Annotated in this window: 10 protein-coding genes; 8 read left to right on the top strand and 2 right to left on the bottom strand. The window is 63.8% G+C overall.

All coding sequences use genetic code 11. The features are described from left to right. Positions 1 to 141 precede the first annotated feature (141 nt). The gene (locus tag B5F27_RS08585) at positions 142 to 825 is read right to left on the bottom strand and encodes an SDR family oxidoreductase (protein WP_087245343.1); all 684 of its coding nucleotides are present in this window, start codon (positions 823 to 825) and stop codon (positions 142 to 144) included. Positions 826 to 898: 73 nt separating this feature from the next. Next, positions 899 to 1,288, bottom strand: coding sequence for a hypothetical protein (locus tag B5F27_RS08580; protein ID WP_087245345.1), 390 nt, complete (start codon positions 1,286 to 1,288; stop codon positions 899 to 901). 246 nt (positions 1,289 to 1,534) lie between these two features. On the opposite strand from B5F27_RS08580, the gene B5F27_RS08575 reads away from it, so the two are divergent. From B5F27_RS08575 to B5F27_RS08540, 8 genes are all read left to right on the top strand, one after another. Then, positions 1,535 to 4,072 (top strand): transglycosylase domain-containing protein, encoded by a 2,538-nt coding sequence (locus B5F27_RS08575; protein WP_242962136.1) that lies wholly within the window; start codon positions 1,535 to 1,537, stop codon positions 4,070 to 4,072. Between the two features lie 136 nt (positions 4,073 to 4,208). After that, positions 4,209 to 4,649: an ACT domain-containing protein gene (locus B5F27_RS08570; protein ID WP_087245347.1), complete on the top strand. Its 441-nt coding sequence runs from the start codon at positions 4,209 to 4,211 to the stop codon at positions 4,647 to 4,649. Positions 4,650 to 4,685: 36 nt separating this feature from the next. Then, positions 4,686 to 5,921, top strand: coding sequence for a homoserine dehydrogenase (locus B5F27_RS08565; protein ID WP_087366504.1), 1,236 nt, complete (start codon positions 4,686 to 4,688; stop codon positions 5,919 to 5,921). 18 nt (positions 5,922 to 5,939) lie between these two features. After that, positions 5,940 to 6,845: a homoserine kinase gene (gene thrB, locus B5F27_RS08560; RefSeq protein ID WP_087366500.1), complete on the top strand. Its 906-nt coding sequence runs from the start codon at positions 5,940 to 5,942 to the stop codon at positions 6,843 to 6,845. A gap of 83 nt (positions 6,846 to 6,928) precedes the next feature. Beyond that, a complete protein-coding gene (locus B5F27_RS08555; protein ID WP_087245353.1) occupies positions 6,929 to 8,128 on the top strand; it encodes an aspartate kinase in 1,200 nt (399 codons plus the stop codon). A 307-nt stretch (positions 8,129 to 8,435) separates the two neighbouring features. After that, positions 8,436 to 9,269: a M15 family metallopeptidase gene (locus tag B5F27_RS08550; protein WP_087245355.1), complete on the top strand. Its 834-nt coding sequence runs from the start codon at positions 8,436 to 8,438 to the stop codon at positions 9,267 to 9,269. Positions 9,270 to 9,331: 62 nt separating this feature from the next. Next, positions 9,332 to 10,612, top strand: a complete 1,281-nt coding sequence (locus B5F27_RS08545) for a pitrilysin family protein (protein WP_087366497.1) — start codon at positions 9,332 to 9,334, stop codon at positions 10,610 to 10,612. Continuing rightward, entirely contained in the window at positions 10,605 to 11,906 is a 1,302-nt protein-coding gene (locus B5F27_RS08540; protein ID WP_087366495.1) for a pitrilysin family protein, read from the top strand. The genes B5F27_RS08545 and B5F27_RS08540 overlap by 8 nt, the downstream gene beginning before the upstream one ends. Positions 11,907 to 11,920 lie beyond the last annotated feature (14 nt).

Below are 11,920 nucleotides of genomic sequence, written 5' to 3'. Positions count from 1 at the left end.
TCCTGAATGTGGCTGTATTTTCTGGGCATAGCAAAGACCTCCTGTAGTAGTTTTATTCTACCACAGGAGGCCTTCTTTTTTCATTGTCTACTTTTACTGGAGCGGTTCACAGCTGGATGGCGCCGGGGCTCTTTTTTGAGGTTACAGGGTGCCCACCGGCAGGGTGACGCCGTTGATCTTGGCGGCGTCCTGGCTCAGCAGGAACAGGATGGCCGGCACCACATCGGCGGGGCTGACGGGGCCGGGCTCCCCGGTCTCGGTCTGGAACGGCCCGGCCTGGACGCAGTTGACGGTGAGGCCGGCGGAGGCGTACTCGTCCGCCAGGGAACGGGCCAGGCCGGTGAGGGCGTTCTGGACCACTGAGGCGGAAGCGGTCTGCCCGGCGGGAACACCCGGCAGGGCGCCGTTCAGCTGGAACAGTACCCGGCCGGCGCCGGCGGCAGCCATCCGGGGCAGGAAGGTCTTGCACAGCAGCAGGGCGCTGTCCAGCTGGACAGCCCGCTCTTCGGCAAAACGCTCCTCGTCAAAGCAGGCGTAAGCGGCGGGAATGGTCCGCAGCCCGGCCAGATGAATCAGATGGGTGGGGGCGGGGTAGGTATCGGTCAGATCGCTGAGGAATGCCCGCACCGCCAGCGGCTGGGTGAAATCCACGTCGTAGGGGCGGATGAAGCCGGGGCGGGCCTGGCACAGCCCCGCCAGCCGGGAGAGATCGCCGCAGCCCTGGGCCAGGATCAGATCTCCTTCCGCCAGAGTGGGCAGCAGCCGCTCCATCAGGGCCAGGCCCAGGGGAGAGGTGGCGCCGGTTATCAAATAAATGTTGGACATAAAAAGCCCTCCTGGTAAGTTACAAAATTCTTACAAGTCAGTATACCCTAACAGGCGGGCCGCTGTCAACCGTTCAAGCGCCCAGATCTTCCAGCAGGGTCTCCAGCTCCTGGCGGCTCCAGACCAGATACCCCGCCTTGAACCGCAGCGCGTCCTGTTCGGGCAGCAGGTTGACGTAGATGTCGGTCAGCTCCAGCCGCTGGCGGGGAGTGCCGTCGGCGGTGCAGCTGTACACCGCCAGCCGTCCGCCCTCGTCGCAGAGATAGTAGCCCTCCTGCTGAGTTTCCTGGGGCACGTCCGCCAGGGAGTTGCCCGCCCGCAGGCTGGGGGTGCTGCTGGAGGAGGACGAACTGGGGGAAACCGAAGAAGCGGACCGGGGCGGCATGGTGGCCATCCAGTACAGGCTGAAGACAATGGTGAAGGCACACAGGCCATAATAGAGATAATACCAAAGTTTACGCATAAAAGCCGGGCTCCTTTCGGCGATAGTATGGGCAAAAGGGGCCCATTTCACACAATAGACGCCAAATTTCACAGCGGGGTGCTGTACTTTCACCGGATAAGTGTGTTATAATAACACGCAGGACTGTGCGCCGCCAGGCATGGACGGCGGCCGCAGAAAACGCCGAAGATCATCCCTCTGCCGCCGGGCGGCAGACGGGGAACAGATAACCGGAACAATCCGGATAAGGAGGCAATTTGCATCGCTATGAATGAAATGAGGCGCATTCACCGCAGCGACAGCACGGGCAGCGGCAGCCACAGCGCCGCGTCGGGCTCGGGCCGCCGGGTGGTCAATACCACCCACAGCCGCAAAGAGTCTGCACAATCCGCGCCGTCGGGCAGCGGGCGGCCCCCCCGTGAGCCGGGTGACCCCCAGCGGGGCCGCGGGCCCAAAAAGCAAAAGAAAGGCCATCCCATCCTGCGGGGTGTGATGCGGGTCATCGCCACCCTGTTCTGCCTGGGCATCATGGCCGGGTGTGCCCTGGCGGTCTGCCTGGTCTTTTATGTGGTGCAGGCCACCGCCAACGACGGCGACCTGCTCAACCTGGACAACATCGAGCTGAGCCAGTCCAGCGTGGTGATGGCCACCGACCCCGACACCGGGGAACAGATCGAGTACGCCACCCTGCGCTCCAGCAACAGCCACCGGATGTGGGTGGATCTGGAACAGATCCCCACCTACCTCCAGTACGCCTTCATCTGCACCGAGGACAAGGACTTCTACAGTGAGCCCGGCTTCAACCTCAAGCGGACGGTGGGCGCCATGATCAACGAGTATATCATCCCCATCTACAGCTCCAAACAGGGCGCGTCCACCATCGAGCAGCAGCTCATCAAGAACCTGACCGACGATGACAGCGCCAGCGGCATCGAGGGCGCCCTGCGCAAGGTGCGCGAGATTTACCGCGCCTATACCCTCTACCGAAACTACTCCAAGGAGACCATCCTGGAGGCGTACCTCAACACCATCAGCTTCACCGGCACCATCCAGGGCGTCCAGACGGCGGCTCTGGAATATTTCAACAAGGATGTCAGCCAGCTGACCCTGTGGGAGTGCGCCACCATCGCCTCCATCACCAAGAATCCCACCAACTACAACCCCTACACCAACCCCGAGAACCTGATCAACCGCCGGAATTTCATCCTTTATAATATGTGGGATCAGGGGGTCATCTCGGAGGACGTCTACCGCGAGGCCATCGCCCAGCCCCTGGTGCTGGCGGAGGAGGACGCCTCCAAGACCACAGCCACCAACAACTCCTACTTCACCGACGCCCTGTTTGAGGAAGTGGTGGAGGACATCATGGAGAAGGAGGGCATCACCGAGGCGGCTGCCCAGCAGATGCTGTACACCGGCGGCTTCACCATCGAGGCCACCGTCAATCCCAAGATCCAGACCCAGATGGAAGAGCTGATGCTCAACACCGGCGACGCCTACTTCCCGGCGGGCTGGCATGAGGAGCCGGTGTCCTCCCTGTCGGAGGACGACACCCCCGTCTACAACGCCGACGGCGCCCTCAAGACCACCACCGCCGAGGACGGCACCGTCACCTACTACCGCAACGTCCGCACCCAGGCGGCCATGGTCATGCTGGATTACGACGGCAACGTGGTGGCCATGGTGGGCGGCCTGGGCGAAAAGACCCGGGACCTGACCCTGAACCGCGCCTACAGCGTCACCCGCCAGACCGGTTCGTCCATCAAGCCCATCGGCGCCTACGCCCTGGGCATCGAGTATGGCCTGGTCAACTGGTCCACCATGCTCAACAACTCGCCCCTCTACCTCAAGAGCGACATGGTCATCCGTGACGACGACTACTGCCGCCGGAACGGCCTGTCCGGCCTGTCCGACCAGGCTCTGCGGGCTTATCCCAACGCATGGCGCAGCTGGCCCCAGAACTATGGCGGCAACTACGGCGACAACCAGGATGTTCCCCTGTGGAACGGTCTGGCCCGCTCCCTGAACACCATCGCCGTCCGTGTGGGCGACCTGGTGGGCGCCAGCACCATCTTCAACTTCGTCTATAACACCCTCCAGCTGGATACCCTGGACCCGGTCAACGACGTCGGCCTGGCCCCCATGGTCATGGGCAGCCAGACCCACGGCGTCACGCCGCTGGCTCTGGCGGCGGCCTTCCAGATCTTTTGCGACGGCCAGTACACCACACCGCATCTGTACAGCCGGGTTCTGGACCGGGACGGCAACATCTATCTGGAGAACAACGCCACCAGCTACCAGGCTCTGACTCCCCAGACCGCCACCATCATGAACCAGCTGCTGCAGAACGTTCTGTACAGCAGCGTCGGTACCGCAGCCGGCCGCTATCCCACCACCGGCGGGATGCGCTCCTTCGGCAAGACCGGTACCACCACCGATGAAAAGGACCTGTGGTTTGTGGGCGGCACTCCCTACTACGTCACCGCCGTCTGGTGGGGCTATGACTCCCCCTACGACATGACCAAGACCCTGGGCAGCCAGGCCAAGACCCGCACCTGTGTCGAGGCCTGGAAGGCGCTCATGAACGAGGTCCAGGAAGGCTACGCCTACAAGGAATTCCCGGTGGCCGACGGCGTGGTCCAGCGGTCCTACTGCACCCAGAGCGGCCTGCTGGCCACTTCGGGCTGTCCCAGCACCGCGGTCGGTTACTACAAGGCCGATGACCTGCCCGCTACCTGCAACTACGACCACAGCGGCGGCGTAGTGCCTGCATCGGTGGACACCGAGGGCGTGGATACCGACTGATTCGGGGCAATTCGGACACCTAAACCGTGTTCACTCAAGTGAAAACTGGCGATTCTGCCAAAAACGCATCCGTCCTCTTGCATTGCAGGGGGGCGGATGCTATTATATTTCCTGCAAGAACAGTTGTGCTTGAGAGGTGAACAGATTGGAGCGCCGATTTTATCTTGTAGACGCGCAGGTGCTGCCGGAGGTTTTTCTGAAGGTGATCCGCGCCAAAGAGCTGCTGGCCAGCGGCCAGGCCCGGAATATTTCCGCGGCCACCCGCAGCGTGGGGCTGTCCCGCAGCGCATTTTATAAGTACAAAGACTGCATTTTCGACTCAGAGAACGGGCGGGAGCTCATCACCGTAATGGCCACCCTCCGGGACGAGACCGGTGCTCTGCAGAGCCTGCTGGCCGGCATCAGCAGCGCCGGGGCCAGCATCGTCACTATCAACCAGGCCACCCCCGAGAACGGGACGGCCCAGGTGGCGGTGACCATCCGCACCGACACCATGCAGATGACCCCCGACGAGCTGGCCGCCATGCTGGGCCGCCAGAGCACCGTGGTCGGGGTCCGGCTGGGCTACGACGTCTGAGCCGCAAAACAGAAGGATAGGAGCGAGGGCAAGACTATGGCTAAGATTGCAATTTTAGGGTTCGGCACTGTGGGCAGCGGCGTGTATGAGGTTTTGAACCGCAACGCCGCCAGCGTGGCCCGCCGGGCCGGCGAGCCGGTGGAGGTCAAGTACATTCTGGATGTGCGGGATTTCTCGGACCGTCCCGACGCGGCCCTGTTTGTCAAGAACATCGACGTCATTCTGGCAGACCCCGAGGTCAAGGTGGTGGTGGAAACCATCGGCGGCACCCGCTTCGCCTATCCCTACGTGAAGCAGGCCCTGGAGAGCGGCCGCAGCGTCTGCACCTCCAATAAGGAGATGGTGGCCACCTATGGCGCCGAGCTGCTGGCCCTGGCCAAGAGCCATAACTGCGCCTTCCTGTTTGAGGCATCGGTGGGCGGCGGCACCCCCATCATCACCCCCATGCACCAGTGCCTGGCCGCCAACGTCATCACCGAGGTGGAGGGCATCGTCAACGGCACCACCAACTTTATGCTCACCAAGATGGCCCGGGAGAATATGGGCTTTGATGAGGCCCTCAAGATCGCCCAGCAGCTGGGCTACGCCGAGACCAAGGACCCCAGCGACGATGTGGACGGCCGCGACGCCTGCCGCAAGATCGCGATTCTGTCCTCGCTGGTCTGCGGGCATCACGTCTACCCCCAGAACATCCCCACCCGCGGCATCCGTGACGTGACGGTGGAGGATATCCAGGCCGCCGACAAGCTGGGCTGCGTCATCAAGCTCATCGCCTGGATGAAGCTGCTGCCCGGCGGCGGTGTGGCCGCCGGCGTGGAGCCCTGCCTGGTGCCCAAGGTCAACCAGCTGGCCGGCGTGGACGACGTGTTCAACGCCGTCAAGGTCAAGGGCGATATGCTGGGCGACGTGGTCTTTTACGGCAAGGGCGCCGGCAAGCTGCCCACCGCCAGCGCGGTGGTGGCCGACGTGGTGGACGCCCTGAAACACGGGGTCCAGATGCACGACAGCCTTTTCTGGCAGCCCGCCCAGCCGGCGGAGGGGATGCTCACCGACCCCGCCCCCGCGGCATACTATGTGCGTGTGGAGGGGGCTGCGCCGGCGGTGGTGGAAGCCATTTACGGCAAGGGCCGCCTGGTGGCGGAACACTTCGACGGCTGCGCCTACCTGGTCGAGAAGGCGGACGCCTCCGCCCTGGAGGAAGCAGCCCGCAAGATCGGCGCCGTGGGCGGCAGCGTCAAGCTGGTGCTCCGCCGCCTGCCCGAGGAAGAATAAAGAGGGGAGAGACGGAAGATGAAAATTAAGGTATCCGTCCCGGCCACCAGCGCCAACGTGGGCTCGGGCTTTGACGCCCTGGGCCTGGCCGTGACCCTGTACAATACCGCAACCTTTGAGGAGAGCGACAAGCTGGATATTTCGGCGGCGGACGGCACCCGCATCCCCCGCAACGAGTCCAACCTGATCTATCGCTCGGCCAAGAGCCTGTTTGACCGGGTGGGCAAAAAGATGCCGCCCCTCAAGATCGTCCAGACCAACCCCATCCCCATGGCCCGGGGCCTGGGCTCCTCGTCGGCCTGCATCATCGCGGGCCTGCTGGGCGCCAACCGGATGCTGGGGGATGTGCTCAACACCCAGGAGCTGCTGACCCTGGCCACCGCCATCGAGGGTCACCCCGACAACGTGGCCCCGGCTCTGCTGGGCGGCCTGACCTCCAGCGTCTTTGAGGATGGGCAGGTCTATTCGGTTAAGCGGGATGTGGACCCCAGCCTCTGCTTTGCGGCCATCGTGCCCGACTACAAGCTGCTGACCGAGGCAGCCCGGGCGGCTCTGCCGGCCCAGGTGCCCCACAAGGATGCGGTCTATAACCTGTCCCGGGCGGCGCTGCTGCCGGCGGCCTTCTGCGACGGGCGGCACGATCTGCTCCACATCGCCACCGGCGACCGCCTCCACCAGCCCTACCGCATCCCCCTGATGCCGGGGTCCAAAGAGGTCTTTGCCCTGGCCAAAGAGTGCGGAGCTCTGGCTGTTTATGTCTCGGGCGCAGGCAGCACCGTCATGGCGGTGGCCGAGCGCAGCGGGGCGGAGAAGTTCTACGCCGGTCTGGAACAGGGCCTGGAGGCTCTGGAAGGGCTGGACGGATGTGAAGCATTTACACTGCTGCGCCTGGACGCGGACAACACCGGCGCGACAGTTGAATGACAGAGGGAAAAGGGAAGAACCAAAACCATTTGGGGATGAACGCCCACTGTTGACAGAGGAAGAAAAAGAGGAGAGTGACAAGTATGGCGTTGATCGTACAAAAGTTCGGCGGCTCATCGGTCCGTGACCGCGAGCGTATTTTCAACGTGGCGCGCATTGTGGCCAACACCCACAACGCAGGCAACGACGTGGTGGTTGTGGTGTCCGCCCAGGGCGACACCACCGACGACCTGATCGCAAAGGCGGCAGAGATTACCCATAATCCCTCCGCCCGTGAGATGGATATGCTGATGGCCTCGGGCGAACAGATCAGCATCGCCCTGCTGGCCATGGCGCTGAATGAGATCGGCTGCCACGCCACCAGCCTCACCGGCTGGCAGGCAGGCTTCCGCACCGACCGTGCCTACACCAAGGCCCGCATCAAGCGGATGGATACCGAGCGGATCACCTCGGAGCTGGAGCGCAACCGCGTGGTGGTTGTGGCCGGCTTCCAGGGTCTGAACAAGCTGGATGACATTACCACCCTGGGCCGCGGCGGCTCGGATACCAGCGCAGTGGCCATTGCAGCGGCCCTGCACGCCGACCGGTGCCAGATCTTCACCGATGTGGAGGGCGTCTACACCGCCGACCCCCGCAAGGTGCGCAACGCCCGCAAGCTGCCTGAGATCACCTTTGACGAGATGCTGGAGCTGGCCAGCCTGGGCGCTCAGGTGCTGAACAACCGCAGCGTGGAGCTTGCCAAGAAATACAATGTCGAGCTGGAGGTCCTCTCCAGTCTGAACCCGGTGCCGGGCACAGTGGTTAAGGAGGTTGCAAAAGAAATGGAAGGTATGCTGATTAAGGGTGTTGCAAAAGACACCGACGTGGCCGTTATCACCATCATGAACGTCCCCGATGAACCCGGCATGAGCTTTAAGATCTTCGGCATGCTGGCCCAGAAGAAGGTCAACGTGGACATCATCCTGCAGTCCACCGGCCGCGACGGCAAGAAGGACATCATCTTCACCTGCTCCCAGGGCGATGCCCCCATTGCGGTCCGCGCTCTGAAGGAGAGCGGCAAGTTCTCTGAGGTCAGCTGCGACAACAGCTACGCCAAGGTGTCCATCGTGGGCGCCGGCATGCAGAGCCACAGCGGTGTGGCCGCCAGCATGTTCGAGGCCCTGTCCAACAGTAACATCAACATCCACATGATTTCCACCAGTGAGATCAAGATTTCCTGCATCATCGACAAGGATGAGGCCGACCGCGCTGTCAGCGCTATCCACGACAGCCTGTTCCACTGATTCCGCCGCTTTTGCAGAAAACCCCGCGAAGGGGCAGAAAATGAGCGTCTTTTACGGCAGATTGTGCGCCTGGCCAGCGGCCAAGTACACGGTCTGCCGTAAAATTTTGCCTTTTCGCAGGGGAAACCCAGCCCGGCCCCCGGCGGGGCGGGGCAGGGGACGCAGGCCGCTTTTGCCGCGCTGTGACACAATTTTTTAACTTTTTTCATCGTTTACAGACCGGCGCAAAAGCGGTATACTAACATCCGAGCTCTGCGGGGGCCCGTCCCCCGGCCCGGAGCGCGGACTACCAAACGATGGAGCAATCATGGAACAGAAACAACGACCCCCGGCAGGAACCGCCGGCAGGCCCCGCCTGACGCGGGAACAGTGGCTGGCGCGCCGCCGTCGCCGCCGCATCCGGCTGATCCGCAACTGGATTCTTTTTTTGTCGGCCTGCGCCGTCCTGGTGGGGCTGATGACCGGCGTGATTCTCTGGGCCCTGCCCCAGATCAGCGGCATGCTGGGCAAGCATCAGGAATTCACCGCCCCCACCTACGATTTGTCGGGCTATGTCTTTGACCCCGACGACCCCTATCTAGTTCTGGCGAACAACAACCTTCCTCTGGAACAGACCGAGGCCCCCATTCTGGAGGTGGCCGACGAGTCCACCGGCCAGCAGCTGGAACAGCAGGCCGCCGCTGCCTGGAAGGCCATGGCGGCCGCCGCCCGGGAAGTGGGGATTGAGCTCACCCTGACCGAGGGCTACCAGACCCCCGAGCGCCAGCAGGAGGCCTTTGACGCCCGCAAACAGACCTATCTTCAGGAAGGAAAGAGCGAGGAGGAGGCCGACGCCCGCGCGGCGGCCATCGTGCCCCGGCCCGGCTGCAATGAGAGCGGCACCGGCCTGGCGGCAGATATCACCTCGGCGGATTACCCCGCCCTGGACACCGGCTTCGCCGACACCGACGCTTTCCGCTGGCTGAAAGCCTACGCCGCCGACTATGGCTTCATCCTCCGCTGGCCGGAGGACTGCCAGGCCGTCACCGGCATGGTGTATCAGCCCTGGCACTGGCGCTATGTGGGTGTGGACAACGCCCGCGCCATCGCCGCCAGCGGCCTGTCCCTGGAGGAATTTGTGGCGGTGCATCAGCTCAGCTGAGCCCGCACCCTTTGCGATGACACATACACGGCCCGGGGAGACGGGCCAGGAGGATAGACAGATTGGAACGTAAGCAGCTTGCACCTGGGGTGCATCTCTCCTGCGATCCGGCCGAGAAACTCAACCGCTGCCGGATCAGCATTCACTTTACTTTTCCCGCCCAGCGGGACACCGCTACCGCCCACGCCCTGCTGCCGCTGGTGATGGAGCGGGGGTACGCCGGCTGCCCCGACATGACCGGCCTGACCAAAAAGCTGGCCCGCCTCTATGGGGCGGACCTGACGGTGGACGGCCGCCCCATGGGGGCCAACCGGAACCTGTGCATCAGCGTCACCGGCATCAAGAACCGGTTTGCCCTGGCCGGGGAGGACCTGAGCCAGGAATACACCCAGCTGGTGCTGGGGGTGGCCTTCCATCCCTGCATGGCGGACGGCGCCTTTGACGCCGAGGCGGTGGCCATCGAAAAACAGATGCTCCGCCAGTCCCTGGAGGACGAACTGAACGACAAGCGGCTGTACTGCATGCGCCAGACCGCCCGGGAATTCTATGGGGACAGCCCCATGGGCATCCGCCAGGAGGGCTATCTGGAGGAAGTGGACGGCCTCACCGGGGCCGACCTGGCCGCCGCCTATGAGGACATGCTCCGCACCGCCTCCATTGAATTGATGGTGCTGGGCTGCACGCCCGACGAGACCGCCCGCATCGAGGCGGCCTTCCTGGCCGAGCTGGACAAGATTTCCCGCCGTCCCCAGCCCATGGCCCCCTTCCTGGCCATGCCCCGCCAGACCACCGTCCACAAGACCGAATACTTTGATATGGTCCAGGCCAAGCTGTGCATGGCCTTCACCCTGGGCCAGCCCATGGACCTGGCCGACCTGGCGGCCTGCCGCCTGGCCATGGCCCTCTACGGCGGCAGCGTCACCAGCCGCCTGTTCCTGAATGTCCGGGAGCGGGACCACCTGTGCTATTACTGCGCCTCCTCCTTCCAGAGCTTCACCGGCAGCATGACGGTGTCCAGCGGCATCGAGCCGGGGGACGCCGCCCGGGCCGAGGAGGCCATTCTGAACGAGCTGGCCGACCTTTGCACCGGCCCCATCACCGACCAGGAGCTGGAGGACTGCCGCCGGGGCCTCATCGACGGGCTGGAAGGGGTAGAGGACTCCCTCAGCAGCCTGGAAAGCTGGTACGGCATGGAAATCATCCGGGGCGGGGCCATTACTACCCCCGCCCAGGCCCGGGCCGACCTGGCCGCCGTCACCGTGGACCAGGTCCGGGCGGTGCTGCGGCGGTTCAGCCTGTCGGTCAGCTATCTCTTGACCAAAAAGGAGGGGCCCTATGTCTGAGCATCTGCGCGCCATTCTGGACTGTGCCGGGAATGAACGGTACGTCCTGCCCTCGGGCCTCACCGTCCTGGTGCGGCCCATGCCCGGCTACGCCGCCGCCCACGCCATCGTGGCGGCGCGGTTCGGCTCCATTGACCTTCACTTCCGGCTGGGGGAGGAGGAACTGACCCTCCCCGCCGGCGTGGCCCACTACCTGGAACACAAGATGTTTGAGGACCAGGAAGGGGATGCTTTCGCCCAGTTCGCCCGCACCGGCGCCAACGCCAACGCTTTCACCAGCTTTGACCGCACCTGTTACTATTTCACCGCCACCAACGCGGTGGACGAGAGCCTGGACGTCCTGCTGAACATGGTGACCCATCCCTATTTCACCGACGAGACGGTGGCCAAGGAGCAGGGGATCATTGCCCAGGAGATCAAGATGTATGAGGACAGCCCCGACTGGCGTCTGATTACCGAGCTGTGCCAGTGCCTGTACTATACCCATCCCATCCGCAGCGACATTGCGGGCAGCTGCGAGAGCATCGCCCGGATCACCCCCGCCATGCTCTACGACTGCTGCCGGGCCTTCTATGCCCCCTCCAACCTGGTGCTGGCCGCGGCGGGCAACATCACCGCACAGCGGGTGCTGGCGGCCTGTGCCCGGGCCGGGCTGGACAAGCCCGCCGCCGCTCCGGCGGCCGGGCGCCTGTTTGACCCCGAACCCATGACCCTGCCCTGCGCCGAAAAGACCCTGAAAATGGCGGTGGCCAAGCCCTGTTTCGGCATCGGCTTCAAGGAGGAGCCTCTGGCCCCCGGCGACGGCCGCACCGAGGCTTTGTACGATTTGATCCTCTGCTGTATCAGCGGGGGAATGTCCCGGCTGTATCGCCGCCTCTACGATGAGGGCCTGGTGAACCCCGGCTTTGGGGGCGAGGTGCTGCGGGTGGACGGCTGCTGCTGCATCCTGTTCACCGGCGAGAGCGACACCCCCGACACGGTGGAACAGCTGCTGCTGGAGGAGATCGAGCGGATTCGCGCCGAAGGGGTGGACCGGGAGATCTTTACCCTGTGCAAAAACGAAAAGTACGGCCAGCTGGTGGAAAACCTGGAAAACGTGGAGGATTCCGCCAGCCAGATGGCAGACTTTGCCCTCATGGGCCAGACGGTGGCCCAGCAGATCGAGATGCTGGCCGGCCTCACCCCCGAGGACGCCGACGCCGCTTTGCAGCGGATTTTGCAGCCCGGCCGGATGGCCCGGGTGCGGATTCTGCCCGACGGCTCTGCTGCCCCCGATTCCGACGAGACCGACTGAAACCCCAAGGAGGT

This window comes from Faecalibacterium sp. An192, assembly GCF_002160175.1.
Classification (GTDB): Bacteria; Bacillota; Clostridia; order Oscillospirales; family Ruminococcaceae; genus Faecalibacterium.
This window is presented reverse-complemented; position numbering and strand designations above follow the sequence as displayed.

Bases quoted from the DNA above. Each gene is read 5' to 3' on its own strand.
- B5F27_RS08585 (WP_087245343.1), bottom strand. From the start codon at position 825: ATGTCCAACATTTATTTGATAACCGGCGCCACCTCTCCCCTGGGCCTG.
- B5F27_RS08580 (WP_087245345.1), bottom strand. From the start codon at position 1,288: ATGCGTAAACTTTGGTATTATCTCTATTATGGCCTGTGTGCCTTCACC.
- B5F27_RS08575 (WP_242962136.1), top strand. From the start codon at position 1,535: ATGAATGAAATGAGGCGCATTCACCGCAGCGACAGCACGGGCAGCGGC.
- B5F27_RS08565 (WP_087366504.1), top strand. From the start codon at position 4,686: ATGGCTAAGATTGCAATTTTAGGGTTCGGCACTGTGGGCAGCGGCGTG.
- thrB (WP_087366500.1), top strand. From the start codon at position 5,940: ATGAAAATTAAGGTATCCGTCCCGGCCACCAGCGCCAACGTGGGCTCG.
- B5F27_RS08555 (WP_087245353.1), top strand. From the start codon at position 6,929: ATGGCGTTGATCGTACAAAAGTTCGGCGGCTCATCGGTCCGTGACCGC.
- B5F27_RS08550 (WP_087245355.1), top strand. From the start codon at position 8,436: ATGGAACAGAAACAACGACCCCCGGCAGGAACCGCCGGCAGGCCCCGC.
- B5F27_RS08540 (WP_087366495.1), top strand. From the start codon at position 10,605: ATGTCTGAGCATCTGCGCGCCATTCTGGACTGTGCCGGGAATGAACGG.